At 71.7% G+C, this 20,777-nt stretch carries 28 protein-coding genes; 6 read left to right on the top strand and 22 right to left on the bottom strand.

Translation table 11 applies throughout. The features are described 5' to 3' along the window. Positions 1-18: 18 nt before the first annotated feature. The 16 genes from ABS41_RS07845 to ABS41_RS07770 all read right to left on the bottom strand — a co-directional run bounded on the left by ABS41_RS07845 (position 19) and on the right by ABS41_RS07770 (position 12,118). The gene (locus ABS41_RS07845) at positions 19-402 is read right to left on the bottom strand and encodes a type II toxin-antitoxin system VapC family toxin (protein ID WP_290592633.1); all 384 of its coding nucleotides are present in this window, start codon (positions 400-402) and stop codon (positions 19-21) included. After that, positions 399-647 (bottom strand): type II toxin-antitoxin system prevent-host-death family antitoxin, encoded by a 249-nt coding sequence (locus ABS41_RS07840; protein WP_290592631.1) that lies wholly within the window; start codon positions 645-647, stop codon positions 399-401. Before ABS41_RS07840 ends, ABS41_RS07845 begins: the two co-directional genes overlap by 4 nt. A gap of 186 nt (positions 648-833) precedes the next feature. Continuing rightward, positions 834-2,195, bottom strand: a complete 1,362-nt coding sequence (mgtE, locus tag ABS41_RS07835; RefSeq protein WP_290592629.1) for a magnesium transporter — start codon at positions 2,193-2,195, stop codon at positions 834-836. Between the two features lie 38 nt (positions 2,196-2,233). Next, a complete protein-coding gene (gene ptsP / locus ABS41_RS07830) occupies positions 2,234-3,949 on the bottom strand; it encodes a phosphoenolpyruvate--protein phosphotransferase (RefSeq protein ID WP_290592627.1) in 1,716 nt (571 codons plus the stop codon). After that, on the bottom strand, positions 3,949-4,218 hold the full coding sequence (locus tag ABS41_RS07825; RefSeq protein ID WP_290592625.1) for an HPr family phosphocarrier protein: 270 nt from the start codon (positions 4,216-4,218) through the stop codon (positions 3,949-3,951). Before ABS41_RS07825 ends, ptsP begins: the two co-directional genes overlap by 1 nt. After that, entirely contained in the window at positions 4,211-4,603 is a 393-nt protein-coding gene (locus ABS41_RS07820) for a PTS fructose IIA subunit family protein (protein ID WP_290592623.1), read from the bottom strand. The genes ABS41_RS07825 and ABS41_RS07820 overlap by 8 nt, the downstream gene beginning before the upstream one ends. A gap of 36 nt (positions 4,604-4,639) precedes the next feature. Next, a complete protein-coding gene (gene rapZ, locus ABS41_RS07815; protein ID WP_290592621.1) occupies positions 4,640-5,515 on the bottom strand; it encodes an RNase adapter RapZ in 876 nt (291 codons plus the stop codon). Next, complete coding sequence (gene hprK / locus ABS41_RS07810) at positions 5,512-6,462, bottom strand: HPr(Ser) kinase/phosphatase (protein WP_290592618.1); 951 nt, start codon at positions 6,460-6,462, stop codon at positions 5,512-5,514. The genes rapZ and hprK overlap by 4 nt, the downstream gene beginning before the upstream one ends. Positions 6,463-6,465: 3 nt before the next feature. After that, positions 6,466-6,933 (bottom strand): PTS sugar transporter subunit IIA, encoded by a 468-nt coding sequence (locus ABS41_RS07805; protein WP_290592616.1) that lies wholly within the window; start codon positions 6,931-6,933, stop codon positions 6,466-6,468. A gap of 5 nt (positions 6,934-6,938) precedes the next feature. Beyond that, the gene (gene raiA, locus ABS41_RS07800; RefSeq protein ID WP_290592613.1) at positions 6,939-7,265 is read right to left on the bottom strand and encodes a ribosome-associated translation inhibitor RaiA; all 327 of its coding nucleotides are present in this window, start codon (positions 7,263-7,265) and stop codon (positions 6,939-6,941) included. A gap of 96 nt (positions 7,266-7,361) precedes the next feature. After that, entirely contained in the window at positions 7,362-8,783 is a 1,422-nt protein-coding gene (locus ABS41_RS07795) for an RNA polymerase factor sigma-54 (protein ID WP_290592611.1), read from the bottom strand. 29 nt (positions 8,784-8,812) lie between these two features. Further along, positions 8,813-9,532 carry an LPS export ABC transporter ATP-binding protein gene (gene lptB, locus ABS41_RS07790; protein WP_290592609.1) on the bottom strand — a complete coding sequence of 240 codons (720 nt, stop codon included), beginning with the start codon at positions 9,530-9,532 and terminating at the stop codon, positions 8,813-8,815. Next, positions 9,532-10,026 carry a lipopolysaccharide transport periplasmic protein LptA gene (lptA, locus tag ABS41_RS07785; RefSeq protein WP_290592606.1) on the bottom strand — a complete coding sequence of 165 codons (495 nt, stop codon included), beginning with the start codon at positions 10,024-10,026 and terminating at the stop codon, positions 9,532-9,534. Before lptA ends, lptB begins: the two co-directional genes overlap by 1 nt. Further along, positions 10,010-10,567 carry an LPS export ABC transporter periplasmic protein LptC gene (gene lptC / locus ABS41_RS07780; RefSeq protein ID WP_290592604.1) on the bottom strand — a complete coding sequence of 186 codons (558 nt, stop codon included), beginning with the start codon at positions 10,565-10,567 and terminating at the stop codon, positions 10,010-10,012. The genes lptA and lptC overlap by 17 nt, the downstream gene beginning before the upstream one ends. Next, positions 10,564-11,103, bottom strand: a complete 540-nt coding sequence (locus tag ABS41_RS07775; protein WP_290592602.1) for an HAD family hydrolase — start codon at positions 11,101-11,103, stop codon at positions 10,564-10,566. Before ABS41_RS07775 ends, lptC begins: the two co-directional genes overlap by 4 nt. Positions 11,104-11,116: 13 nt before the next feature. After that, complete coding sequence (locus ABS41_RS07770; protein ID WP_290592599.1) at positions 11,117-12,118, bottom strand: KpsF/GutQ family sugar-phosphate isomerase; 1,002 nt, start codon at positions 12,116-12,118, stop codon at positions 11,117-11,119. Between the two features lie 68 nt (positions 12,119-12,186). Here ABS41_RS07770 and ABS41_RS07765 point away from each other — a divergent pair, with 68 nt between their 5' ends. Together ABS41_RS07765 and murA are read left to right on the top strand one after the other, a co-directional pair. Beyond that, the gene (locus tag ABS41_RS07765) at positions 12,187-12,420 is read left to right on the top strand and encodes a BolA/IbaG family iron-sulfur metabolism protein (RefSeq protein ID WP_290592597.1); all 234 of its coding nucleotides are present in this window, start codon (positions 12,187-12,189) and stop codon (positions 12,418-12,420) included. A 3-nt stretch (positions 12,421-12,423) separates the two neighbouring features. Beyond that, positions 12,424-13,683, top strand: coding sequence for a UDP-N-acetylglucosamine 1-carboxyvinyltransferase (gene murA / locus ABS41_RS07760; protein ID WP_290592594.1), 1,260 nt, complete (start codon positions 12,424-12,426; stop codon positions 13,681-13,683). Between the two features lies 1 nt (position 13,684). Here the strand turns inward: murA and ABS41_RS07755 are convergent, their stop codons facing one another. The 6 genes from ABS41_RS07755 to purM all read right to left on the bottom strand — a co-directional run bounded on the left by ABS41_RS07755 (position 13,685) and on the right by purM (position 17,016). Next, positions 13,685-14,062, bottom strand: a complete 378-nt coding sequence (locus ABS41_RS07755; protein ID WP_290592592.1) for a type II toxin-antitoxin system death-on-curing family toxin — start codon at positions 14,060-14,062, stop codon at positions 13,685-13,687. Positions 14,063-14,065: 3 nt separating this feature from the next. Further along, positions 14,066-14,296: a hypothetical protein gene (locus ABS41_RS07750; RefSeq protein ID WP_290592590.1), complete on the bottom strand. Its 231-nt coding sequence runs from the start codon at positions 14,294-14,296 to the stop codon at positions 14,066-14,068. A gap of 93 nt (positions 14,297-14,389) precedes the next feature. Further along, complete coding sequence (locus ABS41_RS07745; RefSeq protein ID WP_290592588.1) at positions 14,390-14,554, bottom strand: hypothetical protein; 165 nt, start codon at positions 14,552-14,554, stop codon at positions 14,390-14,392. A gap of 44 nt (positions 14,555-14,598) precedes the next feature. Continuing rightward, positions 14,599-15,315, bottom strand: coding sequence for a DUF3108 domain-containing protein (locus ABS41_RS07740; protein ID WP_290592586.1), 717 nt, complete (start codon positions 15,313-15,315; stop codon positions 14,599-14,601). Then, the gene (gene purN, locus ABS41_RS07735) at positions 15,308-15,982 is read right to left on the bottom strand and encodes a phosphoribosylglycinamide formyltransferase (protein WP_290592584.1); all 675 of its coding nucleotides are present in this window, start codon (positions 15,980-15,982) and stop codon (positions 15,308-15,310) included. Before purN ends, ABS41_RS07740 begins: the two co-directional genes overlap by 8 nt. After that, entirely contained in the window at positions 15,982-17,016 is a 1,035-nt protein-coding gene (gene purM, locus ABS41_RS07730) for a phosphoribosylformylglycinamidine cyclo-ligase (RefSeq protein ID WP_290592582.1), read from the bottom strand. Before purM ends, purN begins: the two co-directional genes overlap by 1 nt. Positions 17,017-17,131: 115 nt before the next feature. Here purM and ABS41_RS07725 point away from each other — a divergent pair, with 115 nt between their 5' ends. The 4 genes from ABS41_RS07725 to hda are packed head-to-tail and all read left to right on the top strand — an operon-like array spanning position 17,132 to position 20,737. Next, the gene (locus tag ABS41_RS07725) at positions 17,132-18,274 is read left to right on the top strand and encodes a DUF2066 domain-containing protein (RefSeq protein WP_290592579.1); all 1,143 of its coding nucleotides are present in this window, start codon (positions 17,132-17,134) and stop codon (positions 18,272-18,274) included. Further along, the gene (locus tag ABS41_RS07720) at positions 18,271-18,831 is read left to right on the top strand and encodes a CDP-alcohol phosphatidyltransferase family protein (RefSeq protein ID WP_290592577.1); all 561 of its coding nucleotides are present in this window, start codon (positions 18,271-18,273) and stop codon (positions 18,829-18,831) included. The genes ABS41_RS07725 and ABS41_RS07720 overlap by 4 nt, the downstream gene beginning before the upstream one ends. After that, positions 18,828-20,054, top strand: coding sequence for an AI-2E family transporter (locus tag ABS41_RS07715; protein ID WP_290592575.1), 1,227 nt, complete (start codon positions 18,828-18,830; stop codon positions 20,052-20,054). The genes ABS41_RS07720 and ABS41_RS07715 overlap by 4 nt, the downstream gene beginning before the upstream one ends. Continuing rightward, positions 20,051-20,737: a DnaA regulatory inactivator Hda gene (gene hda, locus ABS41_RS07710; protein ID WP_290592573.1), complete on the top strand. Its 687-nt coding sequence runs from the start codon at positions 20,051-20,053 to the stop codon at positions 20,735-20,737. The genes ABS41_RS07715 and hda overlap by 4 nt, the downstream gene beginning before the upstream one ends. Positions 20,738-20,777: the final 40 nt, after the last annotated feature.

Raw genomic sequence — 20,777 nt, 5'->3', positions numbered from 1 at the left:
GTGAAGACGCCGTGGGGCTCAGATCACCCGGACGGGATATCCGTCGTACTTTCCGAGCACATCGTCGTTGGTCACCAGTTCAAGGCCTTCATAGGCGGCCTGCGCCAGCAACATTCGGTCGAACGGATCCCTGTGGATGGCGGGCAGGCCCGCGAGTGCCGCCGCGTGGCCTGCCGTCACCGCGACCTCGGTGTAGCCGGCATCCACCAGGCCCCGCCGCAGGAGTTGGACATCGAACTCGAAGTCCTTCCGGCCAAGTCCGCTCTTGATCGCGACTTCCCACAGGCTGGCGGCACTGAAAAAAAGCTCGTGCGAAGGTGCCTCCAGAAGCTTCGCCGCCTGCCTGGGAAGCTGGCCCGTGGCCGCCCAGAGCAGCAGATGGGTGTCGAGCAGGAGCTTCACGGCGAAGCTTCGAACAGCGACTCGACATCGCCTTCGCCCATGCGATTGAAGGTCTCTGCCGAAGGCACCTTGCCGTGCCCCTTCAGAAAGCCTGTCCGGGGGGCATTTGCCGGGGCGTCGATCGCGACCAGGCGCACCACCGGCTTGCCAGCCCGGGCGATGGTGACCGACTCCCCCCGGGCAGCACGCTCGACCAGCTGGGAGAACTGGGTCTTGGCGGCGTGGATATTTATGACCTTTTCCATAGCGGCCCCGGCAGGATGGACTAAGTGGACTTAGTCTACATGGTCCGACTGCCACGGCAAGTCGGCGAATTGCCTGATTCAGGCTCGGGAAAGCGAGGCGACGGCGGGCAGGATCTGGTGGCGGGAGAGCGGGGCGACGGCCAGGTCGCCGGGGGCGGCCGGGTCGACCCAGGCCAGTTCCTCGATTCAGGGCAGCAGGACCAGGGTGGCCAGGCCCAGGAAGCAGAAGAAACCCATCACGTCGGTGACGGTGGTGAGGAAGATGGCGCTGGCCAGGGCCGGGTCGAAACCCAGGCGCTTGAGCGTCAGCGGCACCATCACCCCGGCCATGGACGCGAACAGCAGGTTGGCGCACAGCGCGGCGAAGATGACCGCCGACAGCTGCCAGTCGCCGAACCACAGCCACACCGCGCCGGCCAGCACCGCGCCCAGGGCCAGGCCGTTGAGCAGGGCCACCCGCACTTCCTTCCACAGCAGCAGGTTGGCGTTGGCGCGGCTGACCTGGCCCAGGGCCAGGCCGCGCACCATCAGCGCCAGCACCTGGGTGCCGGCGTTGCCGCCCATGCCGGCGACGATGGGCATCAGCACGGCCAGCGCGACGATCTTCTCGATGGTGGCCTCGAAGCGACCCACCACGCTGGCGGCCAGGAAGGCCGTGCACAGGTTGATGCCCAGCCACAGCACGCGGCGGCGCGCCGCGCGCGCCACCGGGCTGAACATGTCTTCGTCCTCGTCCAGGCCGGCGGCGCCGAGCGCCTGGTGCTCGGCCTGCTCGCGGATGATGTCCACCACGTCGTCGATGGTGATGCGGCCGAGCAGGATGTTGTTCTCGTCCACCACCGGCGCCGAGATCCAGTCGTGGTCGGAGAACATGCTGGCCACCACGTTCGAGGGCGTCTCGACCGGGATGGCCGGGTGCTCGCCGTCGAAGAGCTCGTTGATCGGCGTGCTGGCGTCGTGGGTTAGCAGCGAGGCGATCGAGACGCGGCCCAGGTACTGGTGCCGGCGGCTGACCACGAACAGGTGGTCGGTGTGCTCGGGGATCTCGCCGCGCAGGCGCAGGTAGCGCAGCACCACGTCCACGGTGACGTCGGTGCGCACCGTGATCACGTCCGGGTTCATCAGGCGCCCGGCCGTGTCCTCGTCGTAGCTGAGCACCTGCTCGAGGCGCTCGCGGTTCTCCCGGTCCATCGACTTGAGCACTTCGTCGATGACGGTGTCGGGCAGGTCCTCGGCCAGCTCGGCCAGGTCGTCGATGTCGAGGTCCTCGACCGCGGCGATGATCTCGTCGTGGTCCATCTCCGCCAGCAGGCTCTCGCGCACGTCGTCGCCGACGTGCACCAGCACCTCGCCGTCGTCCTCGGGATCGACCAGTCCCCAGACGATGTTGCGCTTGGCCGGCGGCAGCGACTCGAGCAGGTTGCCGATCTCGGCCGGCGCGAGCGTGTTCACCAGCCGCCGCACCGGGCCCAGGCGGCCGGAATCGAGCGCGTCCGAGAGGAGTCGGAGCTGCCGGGCGGTCTTGTCGTGGTGGACGGCGTCGGCCATCGGCGGGCTCCGGTCGGGGCCCGCGTATTATGGCTGGCTCAGCAGCGCTCGAGCCAGCGTTCGATGGCGGCGCGGTCGTGGCAACGCAGCAGGGTGGCGGCGCGGCGACGCAGGCTGCCCAGGTCGAGCTCGCGGATCGCCTTGCGCACTTCCAGCAGCGTCGACGGGTGCAGGCTGAAGTCGCGCAGGCCCAGCGCCAGCAGCAGCGGCGCGTTGGCGGCCTCGCCGGCCATCTCGCCGCAGACCGCCACCGGGATGCCGTTGCGGCGGCCGAAGGCGAAGATCTCGGCCAGCAGGCGCAGCACCGCCGGGTGCCGGGGCGTGTAGAGCTCGGCCAGCGCCTCGTGGTTGCGGTCGGTGGCCAGCAGGTACTGCACCAGGTCGTTGGTGCCCACCGAAACGAAGTCCACCAGGTCGACGATGTCGCCCAGGCCCAGCGCCGCCGCCGGAACCTCGATCATCGCCCCGAGTTCCGCCACCGGGCCGACCTGCAGGCCTTCCTCGCGCAGCTGCGCGCGCGCCGTCTCGAGCAGGGCGCAGACCCGGAGCATCTCCTCCCGGCCGCTGACCATCGGCACCAGGATGCGCACCGGCCCGTAGGCGCTGGCGCGCAGGATGGCCCGCAGCTGGGTGAGGAACAGCGCCGGGTGCGCCAGCGACAGGCGCACGCCGCGCAGGCCCAGGGCCGGGTTGGGTTCGCTGCGCAGGGCCAGGCCGGTGCGGTCGGCCTTGTCGGCCCCCAGGTCGAGCGTGCGGATGGTGGCCACGCGCCCGGCCAAACCCAGCACCAGGTCGCGGTAGGCGAGGAACTGCTCGTCCTCGGTGGGCAGTTCGGCGCGCTGCAGGAACAGGAATTCGGTGCGGTAAAGGCCCACGCCATCGGCGCCCAGGCCGTGGGCCTCGGCCACGTCCTCGCGCGACTCGGCGTTGGCGTAGAGGCGGATGTCGACGCCGTCGCGGGTGCGGGTGGGCTCGCGGCGCAGCCGGGCCAGCTCGGCGCGCTCGCGGCCGAGCTGCTCGCGGCGGGCGTGGTAGCGCTGCAGGTCGTCGGGGCCGGGCTCGAGCACGAGCTCGCCGTGGCTGGCGTCGAGCATCAGGGCGTCGCCGTCGTTGGCATGGGCCAGCAGCTCGGCCACGTTCACCAGCAGCGGCAGGTGCAGGCTGCGCGCCAGGATGGCGCTGTGCGAAAGCGGGCTGCCGGTGCTGGTGGCCACGCCGACCACGCCGCGCGCCTGCCAGGCGGCCAGCTCGGCCGGCGCCACCGTCTCGCAGACCAGGATCTCGCCGGCCAGGCCCTCGATGGCGTCGTCGCCGCGGCGGTGCAGGGCGGCGTGCACGCGGCCCACCACGTGGTCGAGGTCCTCGAGGCGGCTGCGGAAGTAGTCGTCGTCCATGCCCTCGAACACCGAGGCCAGGCGGTCGCGCTGGAGCTTGAGCGCGTAGTCGGCGCCGTAGCGGCCGGTGCGCACCAGGTCGTCCAGGCCCTGGAGCAGCTCGGGGTCGTCGAGGATCATCGCGTGCAGGTCGATGAACTCGCCCACCTCCTGGGCCAGCGCCCCGTGCAGCCGCTCGCGCAGCGCGTTGAGCTCGGCGCGGGTGGCGTCCAGCGCGGCGTGCAGGCGCGCCAGCTCGGCCGGCACGTCCCCGGCCTCGATCCGGGTTTCCTCCACGGACAGCGCCCTGGGCTGCAGCACGCGTGCGCGCCCCAGCGCGATCCCGCGCGAGGCGCTCACGCCGCGCAGGGCGCGGCGCATCAGCCGTCCTCGTCGAAGCCGCGCTCGAACAGCGCGGCGGCGGCGGCCAGGGCCTCGGCCTCGTCGTCGCCGTCCACCCGCATCACCAGGGTGGCGCCCGGCGGCGCGGCCAGCAGCAGCACGCCCATGATGGACTTGGCGTTCACCTCGCGGCCGCGGCCGAGCAGGGTGGCCTGCGCCTTGAAGCCCGACAGCAGCTGCACCAGCTTCGCGGCCGCACGCGCGTGCAGGCCGAGCTTGTTGGTCACCCGCAGTTCGCGCTCAAGCATCGTCCACCACCACTCCATTGCGGGCGCCGGCGGCGGCCGTGCGCGCCAGTTCGTCCAGGGCTTGTTCCGGATAGTTCATCACCCGCAGCAGCATCGGCAAGGACAGGCCGCTGGCCCGCCGCGCCGGCGTGCCCAGGTGCACCAGTTTGCCGGCCAGGCGGGCCGGGCTGGCGCCGTAGAGGTCGGTCAGCAGCAGCACGCCCTCGCCGCCGTCGACCTTGCGCATCGCGGCGCTGGCCTCGGCCAGCAGGGCGTCGGGGTCGGCCTCCCAGGGCACCTCGAAGGCGCCCGCGGCCAGCGGCAACTCGCCCAGCGCCCGCCGCGCGGCGGCGAGGACGGCCGGACCGATGCCGGGGTGGCTCAGCAGGAGGATTCCGACGGGCATGGCGAAACCTTAGCACCGAGGCTGGAGTGGCGACAGCTACTCGAGCTCGCGGTGGAAGGTGAGCACGCCGTCGCGGCCGCGGTCGCGGAAGTGGCGGGCCAGGCGCTCGGCCAGGTAGACCGAGCGGTGGCGGCCGCCGGTGCAGCCGAAGGCCACGGTGAGGTAGCTGCGGGTGCCGGCTTCGAAGCGCGGCACCCAGTTCTCCAGGAACTGCTCGACCGCCTCGACGAAGTCCAGCACCGCCGGGTCCTGCTCGAGGTAGTCGCGCACGGCCACGTCGCGGCCCGAGAGCGGCCGCAGGCGGGCGTCCCAGTGCGGGTTGGGCAGGGCGCGGGCGTCGAACACGAAGTCGGCGTCGGCCGGCAGGCCCTTCTTGTAGGCGAAGGACTCGAACAGCAGCGACAGGCCCTGGGTGGCGCCCACGCCCAGCGCCGTGATCACCTCGCGGCGCATCTGGTGCACGTTCATCTCGGAGGTGTCCATCACCAGGTCGGCGATGGCGCGCAGCGGCTTGAGCCGCAGGCGCTCGAGTTCGATCGCGTCGCCCAGGGCCAGGCCGTCGTGGCTCAGCGGGTGCTTGCGGCGGGTGTCGGAGTAGCGCTTGAGCAGCACCTCGTCGCGGGTCTCGAAGAACACCAGCTGGTGGTCGATGCCCATCTCGCCGAGGGTCGAGAGCCACTGCGGGATGCGGTCGAGCTCGGAGGCGTTGCGCACGTCGATGCCCACCGCCAGGCGCTGCGCATCGACGCCCTCGCCGGCCACCGCGCGCACGAACTGCGGCAGCAGCTCCACCGGCAGGTTGTCGGTGCAATAGACGTCGAGGTCCTCGAGCGTCTTGAGCGCCACCGACTTGCCCGAGCCGGACATGCCGGTGATGACGTAGAGCAGCGGGCGCTCGCTGGCTTCGCTCATGGCAGGTCCCCTTGTTGCAGGAAGGCGCTGTGGCGCGCCAGGAAGGCCGCGGCCGGGTCCATGCCCTTGCTGCGCAGCAGGTGCAGGCGCACGGCGGCCTCGGTGAGCACGGCCAGGTTGCGGCCGGCGGCCACGGGCAGCTCGACCACCGGCACGTCCAGGTCGAGCACCTTGCGGCTGCCCGACTCGCCGGTGATGCGCGCCATGGCCTCGTTGCTGGGCTCGGGCGTCTGCTCGAGGTGCACGATCAGGCGCAGGTACTTGTTCCGCTTCACGGCCGTATCGCCGAACATCTCGCGGATGTTGAGCACGCCCAGGCCGCGCACCTCGAGCAGGTCCTGCAGCAGGGCGGGGCAGGTGCCGTCGAGCACGTCGGGGGCGATCTGGGTGAACTCGGGCGCGTCGTCGGCCACCAGGCGGTGGCCGCGGGAAATCAGCTCGAGCGCCAGCTCGCTCTTGCCGGCGCCCGAGTCGCCGGTGACCAGCACGCCGATCGAATAGATTTCCATGAACACGCCGTGCAGCGTGACCCGCGGCGCCAGCGCGCGCGCCAGGTGGTACTGCAGCAGGTTGAGCAGCTCGAAGCCGCGCCGGGGCGAGACCCACAGCGGCGTCTCGCTCTCCTCGGCGGCGTCGCGCAGGTCGGCCGGGCAGCTCTGGTTCTGGGTGATCACCAGCGCCAGCGGGCGCGATTCCATCACCTTGAGCAGCACTTCCCAGCGCGTGCGCGCGTCCAGGCCGTCGAGCCAGGCCAGCTCGGCCGAGCCGATGATCTGCACCTTGTTGGGGTGGATGACGTTGAGGTAGCCGGCCAGCGAAGGCCGGCGCGAGAGGTGTTCGCCGCGTTCGATGACCCGGTGCCCGCCGCGCTGGCCGCCGAGCCAGCGCAGCTCGAGGCGCTCGCCCAGTTCATCGAAGAGTTCGTGGGCGCGCAGGCGGTCGGCCATGGCTCAGGCCTCGGTGGCCGCGGGCTGCCAGCCCGAAAGCAGGGAATACAGGGCGCCGCCGTCGGGCGCGGCGCGCAGCTGGTCGCGGAAGGCGGCGTCGCCGAACATCTCGGCCAGCTGCGAGAGCAGCACGAGGTGCTGCGAGGTGAAGTGCTCGGGCACGACCAGGGCGAACACCAGGTCCACCGGCTGGCCGTCGGGCGAGCCGAAATCGACCGGGTCGGGCAGGCGCAGGAAGCAGCCCGTGGCGGTGGCGACCTGGGTGCTGCGGCCGTGCGGGATGGCCACGCCATGGCCCAGGCCGGTGCTGCCCATGCGCTCGCGCCCGACCAGGGCGTCGAACACCGCGCGCTCGAGTTCGGCGCTGCCGCCGGCCAGCAGCGCGGCCGCCCTTTCGAGCAGCCGCTTCTTTCCGGGGATGGGCCCGGGCACGACCACGCGGCCCGGGCTGAGCAGATCGAGCAGGTGCACGCGTGTCAGCCAAAATTGTCCGAGCGCGCGGCCGACTCGCCGCGGTGGTGGTCGGTCATCTTTTCCTTCTGCTTGATCAGCAGGCGGTCGAGCTTGTCGGCAAGCAGGTCGATGGCGGCGTACATGTCGGGGGCGATGGCGTCGGCGTGCAGGGTCTTGCCGGCGGTGGCGATGGTGGCCTCGGCCTTCTGCTCGAGCTTGTCCACCGAGAGCAGGACGCGGGCCTCGGCGTGGTGGTCGTAGTGACGGGCGACGCGGGCGAACTTATCGTTGACGTAATCGCGCAGGGCCGGGGTGACGTCCATCTGGTGGCCGTTGATGTCGATCCGCATGGTCACGATCCTCCTGGTTGGTTGCAGCACAAGCTAACCACGCCGCTTGCTAACAAGGCGTGACCAGCGTCAAAAGCGGGAGAGAATTCGCGGGCATCAGCCCAGTCGCTGCCTTTCGTTCGAGGCGGGGATGTTCATCGCTTCCCGGTATTTTGCCACGGTGCGGCGGGCCACGGGGATGCCCTCGGATTTGAGCACTTCGGCCAGTTTCTGGTCGGAAAGCGGGGCGCGCGGGTCCTCGGCGTCCACCAGCTTGCGCATCATGGCCTGGATGGCCGTGGCCGAGGCGGCGCCGCCGTGTTCGGTGGCGATGCCGGAGCTGAAGAAATACTTGAATTCGAAGGTGCCGCGCGGCGTGCGCAGGTACTTGCGGGTGGTGGCGCGGGAGATGGTGGATTCGTGCAGGCCCAGCTCCTCGGCCACCTCGCGCAGGGTCAGCGGCCGCATGGCCTCGTTGCCGTGGTCGAGGAAGCCGCTTTGCTGGCGCACGATGGCCCGGGCCACCCGCAGCAGGGTGTCGGCGCGGGTCTCGAGGCTCTTGATCAGCCAGCGCGCCTCCTGCAGCTGGCCGCGCAGGTAGCTGTCGTCCTCGCGGCTGGCCTTGCCGATCAGGCCTTCGTAGTGGCGGTTGATGGCCAGGCGCGGCTGGCTGCCCGCCGCCAGCACCACCTTCCAGACGCCGGCGTGGCGGTAGGCCACGGCGTCGGGGGCGATGTACTCGGCCTCGCCGCCGCCGACCTGGGCGCCGGGGCGCGGATCGAGCGAGCGCAGCAGGGCCACGGCCTGGAGCATGTCGGCCTCGTTGCGGCCCAGCTGCACGCCCAGGCGCAGCGGGCCGAGGCGGGCCAGGGCGTCGAGGTGGCCACGGGCCAGCTCCCGGGCCAGGGCCAGGCCCGGCGTGTCGGGGCTGAGCAGGGCCATCTGCACGCACAGGCATTCGGACAGGTTGCGGGCGCCGACGCCCACCGGGTCTAGCTGATGGATGGTGCGCAGCACGCACTCGATCTCGTCCTCGCCGGCGTGGATTTCGGGGGCCAGCGCGGCCTGGATGTCGGCCAGCGGGCCCTCGAGGTAGCCATCGTCGTTGATGGCCTCCACCAGGGCCTGGCCGATGGCCAGGTCGCGCGGGCTGAGGTGGCTCAGGTGCAGCTGCCAGAGCAGGTGGGCGTGCAGGTCGACCGGGGCGGCGGTGGCCGAATCCTCGCCGTCGTCGCGGTCGTGGCGGCGCTCGCTGGTGGAGGCCTCCTGCCACTCGCTGGCCTCGGCGGGCTCGTATTCGGCCTCGGCCGGGTCGCCGCCGGACTCGTCGCCGGCCGGCGCGGCCTCGGCGCTGCCGGCGGTCTCGCCGAAGCTGGCCTCGGGCTCGTCGCCGCGCTCGAGCAGGGGGTTCGATTCCAGGGCCTCGTTGAGCTCGGCCTCCAGTTCCAAGGCCGACAGCTGCAGCAGGCGGATCGCCTGGCGCAGCTGGGGCGTCAGGGTGAGCTGCTGGCCTAGGCGGGTCTGGAGGCTCGGCTTCATGGCGGTCCGCGGGGGCGGCGGCGCCGGGGCTACAGGCGGAAGGACTCGCCCAGGTAGACGCGACGCACGTCAGGGTTGGCCAGCACCTGCTCGGGGGTGCCCCGGGCAAGGACCGTGCCAGCGTTGAGGATAACCGCGTGGTCGCAAATGCCCAAGGTCTCGCGGACATTGTGGTCCGTGATCAGCACGCCGATGCCGCGGGCCTTGAGGTGGCGGACGATTTTCTGGATCTCGCCCACCGAAATCGGGTCGACGCCGGCGAAGGGCTCGTCGAGCAGCATGAAGCGCGGGTTGGCGGCCAGGGCGCGGGCGATCTCGACCCGGCGGCGCTCGCCGCCCGACAGGCTGGCGCCCATCTGGCCGGCGACGTGGCTGACCTGCAGTTCCTCCATCAGCCCGGCCAGGGCGTCGGCGCGGCCGGCGGCGTCGAGGTCGTCGCGCAGCTCGAGCACGGCTTCGATGTTCTCCGACACCGTGAGCTGGCGGAACACCGAGGCTTCCTGCGGCAGGTAGCCCACGCCCAGGCGGGCGCGTTCGTGCATGGGCAGGGCCGTGATGTCGCGGCCGTCGAGGGCGATGCGGCCGGCGTCGGCGCCGACCAGGCCGACGATCATGTAGAAACAGGTGGTCTTGCCGGCGCCGTTCGGGCCCAGCAGGCCCACCACCTTGCCCGGCTCGACCTGCATGGCCACGTCCCGCACCACCGGGCGCGAGCGGTAGCTCTTGGCCAGGCCCGTCGCGGTCAGCATCAGTTGGCCGGCGCCGTCTTGGGCAGGATGCGCATCTGCACGCGCGCGCCGTCGCCGCCGCCGTCGAGGCGGCCGGTGTTGATGTCGTACTTCACCGTCTCGCCGCGCAGGGTGCCGCGAGGCTGGGTGATGACGACGTTGCCGGTGAGCATCATCGTCTCGTCGGCCAGCATGTAGACGATGCGGTTGGCGTTGGCTTCCATCGGCTCGCCGGCGTCGGACACCTGGCGCAGCACGGCCGGCGCGCCGGTGAGCACGATGCGGTTGGTGTCGCCGGCGGCGCGGTGCACCTCGGCGCGCTGGGCGTCCACCTCCAGCGTGCCCTGGCGGATGCGCACGTTGCCCTCGAGCACGGACACGCTGTCGTCGCCGAGCTGGGCGTCGGTGCGGTCGGCGCTGATGTCCATGGGCTGGTTGCGGTCGCTGGACTTGGCCAGCACCGGCGCGGCCGCGAGCAGCGCGGCGAGGAGCAGCAACTTACTGGCGTGGCGCATAAAGTCCCTTGACCTCGTTGAACAGCTGGTAGCGCTTGGTTTCCATTTCCACCCGCAGGCCGGTGCCGGCGAAGTTCGAGTCACCGTGGCTGATGGTAACCCGCTCGTCGCTGGTGGCGATGCCGGCCTCGGGGAAAACCGACAGCTGCGCGGTGTCGAAGCGGGTTCGCAGGCCCGAAGGCTCGACCGGGCCGACCAGGCTGACGCCGGCGATGAGCCTCACTTCGTCGGCATCCTTGCTGACCCAGGCGCGGTCTGCGCGGGCGTTCCAGCGGCCGTCGCGGCCCGGGAAGGCGAAGCGGGGCTGCTGCAGGGTGAGGCTTTCGCCGGCCGGGTCGCGCTCGAGCAGGGGCGCGGTGACGGTGAACGATTCCTTGCCGTCGTCGCCCAGGGCGGTGAGCTCGAATTCGCGCAGGATGTAGTCCGAGCGCTGCGACGGCTCGGCCGGCGGCACCCGGCTGCGCTGCCATTGCCAGGCCGTGTAGGTGCCCAGGCCAATGGCCAGCACCAGCAGCCAGGCATTGAGCGCGCGCCGGCTCATGCGGCGCCGAAGCGCTCCAGCACGGCCGCCCGGTGGCCCTGGGCCACCAGGATCAGGTCGCACAGCTCGCGCACGGCGCCTTCGCCGCCGCGGGCGCGGGTCTGCACGTGCACGCGCTCGGCCACCCAGGGGTGGGCGTTGGCCGGGGCGGCGGCCAGGCCGGCCAGCAGCAGGGCCGGCAGGTCGGGCAGGTCGTCGCCCATGTGCGCCACTTCGTTGGCGGCCACGCCGAGGCTGGCGCAGAGCAGGCGCAGGGTGGCGGCCTTGTCCTTCACGCCGGTGTGCACGTGCTGCAGGCCCAGGTCGCGGGCGCGGGCCTGCACGGCGGCACTGCGGCGGGCGGTGACCAGGGCCACGGCCACGCCGTGCTCCTCGAGCAGCTGCATGCCCAGGCCGTCGAGCACGTGGAAGGCCTTGGTCTCGCGGCCTTCGCCATCGTAGACCAGGCGGCCGTCGGTGAGCGTGCCGTCCACGTCGAGGCAGAGCAGGCGGATGCGCGCGGCGCGCTGGTTGAGTTCTTCGGGGGTCGTGGTCATTCGTTCTTCGGGCTCAGACGACGCGTGCGCGCAGCAGGTCGTGGATGTTAAGGGCGCCCACCACGCGGCGGTCGGCATCGACCACCACCAGGGCGCTGATCTTGTGCTCCTCCATCAGGTGCGCGGCCTCGACCGCCAGCGCTTCGGCGCCGATGGTCTTGGGCGAGCGGCCCATCAGGGCGCTGACGGGGGTGGCCTTGAGGTCGGTGTCCTCGTCGTCGAGGCAGCGGCGCAGGTCGCCGTCGGTGAACACGCCGCGCAGCACGCCGTCGGCGTCCACCACGGCGGTCATGCCCAGGCGCTTGCGGCTCATCTCGAGCAGGGCGGTGGAAACGGTGGCGTCGTCGCGCACCACCGGCACGTCGTCGCCGGCGTGCATCACGTCGCGGATGCGCAGCAGCAGGCGGCGGCCCAGGGCCCCGGCCGGGTGCGAGCGGGCGAAGTCTTCGGCGGTGAAGCCGCGGGCCTCGAGCAGGGCCACGGCCAGGGCGTCGCCCAGGGCCAGGGCCGCGGTGGTGGAGGAGGTGGGGGCCAGGCCCAGCGGGCAGGCTTCGGCCGGCACGCGGGCGTCGAGGTGCACGTCGGCCAGGCGGGCCAGGCTCGATTCGGGCCGGCCGGTCATGGAGATGAGCACGTTGCCCTGGCGGCGCAGGGCCGGGACGATGGCCAGGATCTCCTCGCTCTCGCCGGAGTTCGACAGGGCCAGCACCACGTCGGCGTCGGTCACCATGCCCAGGTCGCCGTGGCTGGCCTCGCCGGGGTGCATGAAGAACGCCGGGGTGCCGGTGGAGGCCAGGGTGGCGGCGATCTTGGTGGCGATGTGGCCGGACTTGCCCATGCCGGTGCAGACCACCCGGCCCTCGCAGGCCAGCAGCTTGCGGCAGGCGGCGGCGAAGTCGGCCCCCAGGGCCTCGCGCACGGCCGCAAGGGCCTGGGCCTCGATCTCGAGCACCTGCCGGCCGCTGGCCACCAGGGCCTCGTCGGTCACCTTCAATGCATGGTCGGGGGCATTCATGCGGTCGCAGGGAGTATGATGCGGGGCCGCATTGTAAGGCCTGCGCGCCCGCCGCGCCCCGCTCGCCCATGAATCCCGACATCATCCGAGAACTGATCGAAACCGGCCTGCCCGGCGCCACCGCCCGCGTGACGGGTGACGACGGCGTGCATTTCGAGGCCACCGTGGTGTTCGACGGCTTCGCCGGCAAGCTGCCGCTGGCCCGCCACCGCATGGTCTACGCCACCCTGGGCGAGCGCATGGGTGGCGAGATCCACGCCCTGGCCCTGCGCACCCTCACTCCCGAAGAAGCGAACCGCTGACCCATGGCGAAGATTGTTATTACCGGCGGCGAAGCCCTGAACGGCGAAGTGCAGATCTCCGGCGCCAAGAACGCCGTGCTGCCCATCCTGGCCGCCACCCTGCTGGCCGACGGCCCCATTTCGATCGGCAACGTGCCGCACCTGCACGACGTCACCACGACGATGGAGCTGCTGGGCGCCATGGGCGTGCAGCTGATGGTGGACGAGAAGCTCACCATCACCGCCGACCCGCGCTTCATCACCTCCACCGTGGCGCCGTACGAGCTGGTGAAGACCATGCGCGCCTCGATCCTGGTGCTGGGCCCGCTGGTGGCGCGCTTCGGCCACGCCGAAGTCTCGCTGCCGGGCGGCTGCGCCATCGGTTCGCGCCCGGTCGAGCAGCACATCCGCGGCCTGCAGGCGCTGGGCGCCGAGGTCACCGTCGAGAACGGCTTCATCAAGGCCCGCGCCGAGCGCCTGCGCGGCGGCCGCTACGTGTTCGACATGATCACCGTCACCGGCACCGAGAACGTGCTGATGGCCGCCGTGCTGGCCAAGGGCACCACCGTGCTCGAGAACTGCGCGATGGAGCCCGAGGTGGTCGACCTGGCCAACTGCCTGGTCGCCATGGGCGCGCAGGTCGAGGGCGCCGGCACCAACCGCATCGTCGTGCACGGCGTCGACCGCCTGGCCGGCATCCACTACGACGTGCTGCCCGACCGCATCGAAACCGGCACCTTCCTGGTGGCCGGCGCCATGACCGGCGGCCGCGTCACGGCCAAGAAGACCCGCGCCGACATCATGGACGCCGTGCTGGTGAAGCTCGAGGAAGCCGGCGCGCACCTGGACGTCACCGAGGACAGCATCACCGTGGACATGCGCGGCCGCCGCCCGAAGGCGGTGAACCTCACCACGGCGCCGTACCCGGCCTTCCCGACCGACATGCAGGCGCAGTTCGCGGCGCTCAACACGATTGCCGACGGCGTGGGCGTGATCACGGAGACCATCTTCGAGAACCGCTTCATGCACCTCAACGAGCTGCAGCGCCTGGGCGCCGACATCCGCATCGAGGGCAACACCGCCATCATCCGCGGCGTGCCGCAGATGACCGGCGCGCCGATGATGGCCACCGACCTGCGCGCCTCGGCCTCGCTGGTGCTGGCCGGCCTGGTGGCCAAGGGCGAAACCGTGGTCGACCGCATCTACCACATCGACCGCGGCTACGAGAACATCGAAGAGAAGCTCGGCGCCCTCGGCGCCAAGATCCGCCGCCTGCCGGGCTGAGTCATCCCTCCCGGGCGAAGCCGCGCAACCACGGCGTCAAGTGGGCGATGTCGAATTCGCCCCGGTCAAACAGGGCCATCATCTCGGCGTGGACCTGCATCGGTTCGCGCCGAAGCTGCCAGCCGTTGATCCGCAGGAACACGTCTGCCGTGGCAAATGCGATCCGCTTGTTTCCGTCGATGAAGGGGTGGTTCTTGGCCAAGCTCTCCATCAGCGCCGCGGCTTCGGCCACGATGTCCTGGTAGTAGCCGGTTTGCGGCCTGAATAGCGCGGCCTCCAGCGCGCCTGGATCGCGAAGACTTAAGGCGCCGCCGTATCGGCGCATCAGTACGGTATGCATCGCGAGTACGTCCGCGACGGTGGGGTAGTCTCGCCCCACGCCTTACTTCGCCAGTTCCCGATAGAGGCTGTCGAACTCCTCGAGGCTCGAGGCGAAGGCCGCCATGGCGTGGCGGCGCGGCTGCTGCTTCTGTTGCCGATCGATGTAGTCCCGGAGCGCCTCATCCAGGACCGCCTGGAACTGCCGCCCCTGGGAATCGGCAATCGCCCGCAGGCTGGCGAGCACCTCCGGCGAAGCCTGGGAAGAAAACTTCTCGCGGGCCGGCGTTTTCATGGCGGCAACCTCCCTGGGATCGTATCTTGATGAATCATGATACATCAAGATCCATCAAGTTTCCGGGTTGATGTCCCGGCGTAATCCTGTGCGTCAGACAGCCAGGCCCGGAGCCGGACGGATGGCGGCGATGTCCTTGCCCGCCGCATCTTCGGCGCACTGCAGGTCGTAATTGGCCTGCAGGCTCATCCAGAACTGAGCCATGAACTCCTCGCGCAGGATCTCGCCCGGATGGATAGAGTTGAGTTTGCGGGCCATGGGGCTTGCCCCAGTGGTAATCGACGATCTCTACGTGGGCACGTTCAGCGGATGGCGGTGATGCGCATGTCGATGGTTTCGCCGTCGCGCTCGTACTGCTTGATGCGCAGCGGCAGCCAGCCGCGTTCGCGGGCGAACCAGAGCTTGGTGACGCGGCCGCTGCCGTCGGTGCGGATGCGCTCGACGCGCAGGGCGCGCTCGGTGCCGATGGCGGTGCGCAGGCGCACCGGCGCGGCCACGCGGTAGGACTGCGGCTCCACCTCGCGGCGCTCGGCCGCGTTGAAGCGCAGGGTGCCGCGCTGGCCGTCGGCCAGGGCCACCATCAGCGCGGCCGTCAGGCCGTGGCCGTCGATCACGCCCGGCGCCGCCGGGTAGCGTGATTCGCCGCCCCTGTAGCGGCTGGTGATGGTCCGGCTGGCCGGGTCGAGTCGCAGCGATTCCTCGCGGGTCTTGAAGGCGGCCTTCTGGCGCATGGACGCCTCCACCACCTCCAGGTGGCTGCCGGTCCAGCGCAACAGCGAGCGCTCCTGGCGGTCCAGGCCCGCCATCGCGGCCAGGCCCTGGGTGCCGCGGCTGCGGGTGACTAGCTCGAACTGGCCGCCAGGCAGGGCGCGCAGCGTGATCTGGCCCACGCCCAGCACCTGGTCGTTGCGGCGCAGTTCGTACTCGGCGCTGAAGGGCTTGGGCGGCGCGGCGGCGACCGCGAGCAGGGGCAGGGCGAACAGGCTGGCCGCGAGCGCGGCGCGCAGGAACTTACGCATGGGCGGCCTCCAGCTGCAGCTGGCCGTCGGCGCGCAGCGACAGCGGCGCGGCCAGCGCCCGGCCGTCGAACTGCCAGCGGCCGCCGCGCAGCGCGGCGCGGCCGCGGGCGATGGCACCGACGCAGGCCACCAGCAGCGCGTGCTCGCGCGGGCGCAGGCGGTCGGCCAGGGCGTCGGGCGTGTCGCCGGCGAGCACCGGGATACGCACCTGGGCCAGCACCGGGCCGGCGTCGAGCGCCGGCACCACGGCATGCACGCTGGCGCCGTGTTCAAGGTCGCCGGCGGCGAGCGCCGCGGCGTGGGTGTCCAGGCCCTTGTGGCGGGGCAGCAGGGAGGGATGGAGATTGATCATGCGGTCCTCGAATCGCTTCACCGTGGCTTCGGTGATGATGCGAAGGTATCCCGCACACACGATGAGGTCGGGCTGAACGGCGGCCACTGCGCTGAACAGGGCTGCATCGTGCGCGGCGCGGTCGGCGAAGTCGCGCGGCCGCAGCGCCACGTGGTGCAGGCCGTGTTCGCGGGCGATGGCGATGGCGCCGCAGGCCGGCTTGTCGGAAAACACGCCCGCCACGCGCGCCGGCAGCGCGCCGGCGGCGATGGCGTCCAGCAGGGCCTGCAGGTTGCTGCCGCGGCCGGAGGCGAGCACGGCGAGGGTGAAGCCCATCAGCCGATGCGCACGCGCTCGTCGCCCGCGGCCTTCACCACCTGGCCGATGGCGCGGTGGGCCAGGCCCAGGCGCTGCAGGTGGGCCGACACCGCGGCCACGTCGCCCGGCGCCAGCACCAGCACGAAGCCGACGCCGCAGTTGAAGGTGCGCCACATTTCCGGCGCCGGCACCGCGCCTTCGCGCTGCAGCCAGTCGAACACCGGCGGCAGCACGATGGCCGAGGCCTCGATGTCCAGGCCCAGGCCCTCGGGGATGACGCGGATGATGTTCTCGGTCAGGCCGCCGCCGGTGATGTGGGCCATGGCGTGCAGTTCGTGCGCGGCCAGCAGCTCGAGGATGGGCTTGACGTAGATTTCGGTGGGCGCCATCAGCGCGTCCACCAGCTTCACGCCGCCAACGTCCAGGTCGGCCGGGCGGCCGGCGCGGTCGTAGATGCGGCGCACCAGCGAATAGCCGTTCGAATGCGGGCCGGACGAAGCGATGCCCAGCAGCACGTCGCCCTCGCGCACCTTGGCGCCGTCGAGCAGCATGGATTTTTCCACCGCGCCGACGGTGAAGCCGGCCAGGTCGTACTCGCCGGGCGGGTACATGTCGGGCATCTCGGCGGTTTCGCCGCCGATCAGGGCGCAGCCGGCCAGCTCGCAGCCGCGGGCGATGCCGGAAACGACCGACACGGTGGTGTCCACGTGCAGCTTGCCGGTGGCGAAGTAGTCCAGGAAGAACAGCGGCTCGGCGCCTTGCACCAGCACGTCGTTCACGCACATGGCTACGAGGTCGATGCCGATGGTGTCGTGGCGATCGAGCTGCTGGGCCAGCTTGAGCTTGGTGCCCACGCCGTCGGTGCCGCTCACCAGCACCGGCTCGCGGTACTTGCCCGAGAGGTTGAACAGGGCGCCAAAGCCGCCCAGGCCGCCCATCACCTCGGGCCGGAAGGTGCGCTTGACCAGGGGCTTGATGCGCTCGACGACTTCGTTGCCGGCGTCGATGTCGACGCCCGCGTCGCGGTAGGTGAGGGGGGTGGGAGTGGTCACGGGCGGCGTCCGGGCGCAGGAAAGACCGCCATTCTACCAAGCGAGCCGGGCCCGGTTGGACGCTCCGCCGCCCATGCGGCACCATTCACGCTGACCCCCGAGCCCGCCCGAGCCCATGCGCCCAGCCCTGCTTGCCACTTTCGCCGCCGTCCTGCTGGCCCTGGCCACCCCGGCCACGGCCCAGTTCGAGACGGTGCCGACGCCGGCCCCGCGGCCCGTGGCGGCGCCCGCCGACGCGGCCGCCGCGCCGGCCGAGCGCGACATGACGCTCTACACCGGCGAGTCCGAGCTGATGGGCCAGGGCGCCGGCGAGCGCCGCGCCGCCACGGCCCGGGCCCTGGCCCAGGTGGTGGTCAAGCTCACCGGCGAGCCGCTGGCGGCCTCCAACCCGGTCGTGCGTCGCGCCCTGCCCAACGCCGCCAGCTTCGTGCTGGCCGAGCAGACCGGCAGCGAGCCCGTGGACCAGCAGGGCAACACCGCCATCGGCGGCGTGCCCGTGTACAAGACCTCGCTGCAGGTGCAGTTCGACCCGAACAAGGTCGAGGCCCTGGTGGCCGGCGCCGGCCTGCCGATGTGGGGCGCCAACCGCCCGCGGCCGCTGCTCTGGCTGGCCATCGACGACGGCCGCGGCGCGCGCCTCGTCAGCAGCCAGCAGATCAACGTGGTCAAGCCGCTGGCCACCCGCGGCACCGAGCGTGGCCTGTCGTTCGCGCTGCCGGCCGGCAGCTCGGTGGAGCAGGCGGCGGTGCAGACCATCTGGTCGCGCAACCCGGTGCCCATGCAGGCCCTGACCGAGCGCTACGGCGCCAGCGTGCAGCTGATGGGCCGCCTGTTCCGCGAGGGCCAGGGCTGGACCGCCGACTGGGTGCTCAGCCGCGGCGGCGAGGAGCTTTCGCGCTGGTCGCTCTCGGACCCCAGCCCGCAGCGCGCCCTGGCCTCGGGCGCCGACGGCGCCGCCGATGCCATCGCCCGCCGCGACGCGGTGCGCACCGAGGTGGGCGAGCCGGAGACGATCGAGGTGCGCATCGCCGGCCTGGCCAGCGCCGACGACTACGCCCGCGCCATGGGCTACCTGCAGACCCTGCCCGTGGTGGCCGGCGTCGAAGTGCGCGAAGCCACGCCCGACAGCCTGCGCCTGGGCCTGCGCCTGGCGGTGGGCCGGGCTACCTTCGACGCCTTCCTCGACGCCGGCGACGTGCTGGCGGCCGACCCGGGCGCCAGCGACGAGGCCACGGCGGGCTACCGCCTGCGGCCATGAACCTGCGCCACTTGCCCAACCTGCTCACCGGGCTGCGCCTGGTGCTGGCGCCCGTGCTGCCGCTGCTGCTGTGGCTGGGCCAGCCCATGGCCGCTCTGTGGCTGGCGCTGGGCGCGGGGCTGACCGACGCGCTCGACGGCCTGCTGGCCAAGCGCTTCGGCTGGCAGAGCCGCCTGGGCAGCCTGCTCGACCCGGTGGCCGACAAGCTCATGCTCGGCTGCGCCTTCTTCGGCCTGTGGCTGGTGCAGGCGCTGCCCACCTGGCTGCTGGGCCTGGTGCTGGTGCGCGACATCGTGATCCTGGCCGGCGCCAGCGTCTGGTGGAAGCTGGCCGGCCCCTACGACGGCCGCCCGAGCTGGCTGGGCAAGGCCACCACAGTGGCGCAGATCGCGCTGGTGTTGCTGTGCCTGGTGGACCTGGCCTGGTCGGAGGTGCCGCTGAAGTGGCGCCAGGAAGGCATCCTGATGGTGGCGCTGCTGACGTTCCTCAGTGGCGTGGATTACGTCATCCGCTATGGTGTGAAGGCCTGGCAGCACACGAGGAAGCCCCGCGCATGACGCCCACCGCCACCCCGGACCCCTTCAGCGACAACCGCCGCTGGCAGTGGCTGGCCCTGGCCGCCGGCGTCGGCGTGCTGGTGTGGCTGCTCGGGCCCATCCTCACGCCCTTCGTGGTCTCGGCCCTGCTGGCCTGGCTGGGCGAGCCGCTGGTGCGCCGCATCGAGGCGCGCGGCCGCACGCGCACCGCCGCGGTGCTGATCGTCTTCACCCTGATGAGCCTGGTGCTGGTGCTGGCGGTGCTACTGCTGATCCCGCTGGTGGAGAACCAGGTGGGCAAGTTCATCGACTGGCTGCCGCGCTTCGGGCTGTGGCTCACCGGCACCGCCGTGCCCTGGGCCGAGCAGCGCTTCAACCTCGAGCTCGCCGGCTACGTGGACCCGAGCCAGCTGATCGCCCTGCTGCGCGATCACTGGCAGGAAGCCGGCGGCATCGCCGCCACGGTGGTGGGCGAGGTGAGCAAGTCGGGCCTGGCCATCCTGGGCTGGTTCGCGAACCTGGCGCTGATCCCGGTGGTGACCTTCTACTTCATGCGCGACGGCGCGGCCATGCTGGGCATGGCCCGCGACCTGCTGCCGCGCCCGGTGGAGCCGCTGGTCACCAAGCTCGCCTGCGAGTCCGACCAGGTGCTGGGCGGCTTCATCCGCGGCCAGCTGAGCGTGATGATCGCGCTGGGCACCATCTATGCGGTGGGCCTGACGGCCGTGGGCGTGGACCTGGGCATCCTGATCGGCCTGGTGGCCGGCCTGGTCAGCTTCGTGCCCTACCTCGGCGCCATCGTCGGCCTGGGCGCGGCGGTGATCGCCACGCTGGTGCAGCACGGCGACCTGATGCACCTGGCGCTGGTGCTGGGCGTGTTCGGCCTGGGCCAGCTGCTCGAGAGCTTCTGGCTCACGCCCTGGCTGGTGGGCGACAAGATCGGCCTGCATCCGGTGGCGGTGATCTTCGCGATCATGGCCGGTGGCCAGCTGTTCGGGTTCCTCGGCGTGTTGCTGGCGCTGCCGGTGGCGGCCGTGGCCGTCGTGGTGGGCCGCCACCTGCATGAGCGCTACACGCGCAGCAAGCTCTACGGCGCCGAGGCGCCGCATGGCGGCCTGATCGTGCCCGCCGCCGGCACCCACCACCCCAAGTCCACCGCTCACGTAGGAGCGCCTTCAGGCGCGAATCTTTCGGCGGGAGGGCCTTCAGGCCCGACCTCCCCGGAGCCGCCGGACGCCCCATGAACACCCCGCAGTTGCCGCTGGGCCTGCGCTCGCCGCCGGACCAGCGTCTCGACGCCTTCCTGGGCAACGACCCCGCACGCGCCGCCGTCGGCGCCGCCGCGCGCGGCGAAGCCGGCGACTGGTTGTTCCTGGCCGGCCCGCCGGGCAGCGGCAAGAGCCACCTGCTGCTGGCCGCCTGCGCCGAGGCCGTGGCCGCCGGCCGTCGCGCCGCCTACCTGCCGATGGCGGCCTTCGCCGGGCGCCTGGCCAGCGGCCTGGCGCAACAGGAGGGCGCCGACCTGGTGTGCCTGGACGGCCTGGAGTTCATTGCCGGCAACGCCGCCGACGAAGAAGCGCTGTTCCACTTCCACAACCGCGCCCGCGCCGCCGATTCGGCCGTGCTCTACGCCGCGCGCGGCAACCCCGGCGCCATCGGCCTGCAGCTGCGCGACCTGGTGACGCGCCTGGGCCAGTGCGCGCGCTTCACCCTCGAGCCGCTGGACGAAGACGGGCGCCGCGCCGTGCTGCGCCAGCGCGCCGCGCGCCGCGGGCTGGAGCTGGACGAGGCGGTGCTGGACTACCTGCTGCGCCGCGTCGACCGCGACCTGGCCAGCCTCACCCGCCTGCTCGACCAGCTCGACCGCGCCAGCCTCGCCGCGCAGCGACGCATCACCATCCCCTTCCTGCGCCAGCAGCTGGGCTGAGTAAGCTGCGCCGGCGTCAGCGGAGAGTCGGCACGCTGCG

The sequence above is a fragment of the Arenimonas sp. SCN 70-307 genome (assembly GCF_001724815.1).
Classification (GTDB): domain Bacteria; phylum Pseudomonadota; class Gammaproteobacteria; order Xanthomonadales; family Xanthomonadaceae; genus Arenimonas.
This window is presented reverse-complemented; position numbering and strand designations above follow the sequence as displayed.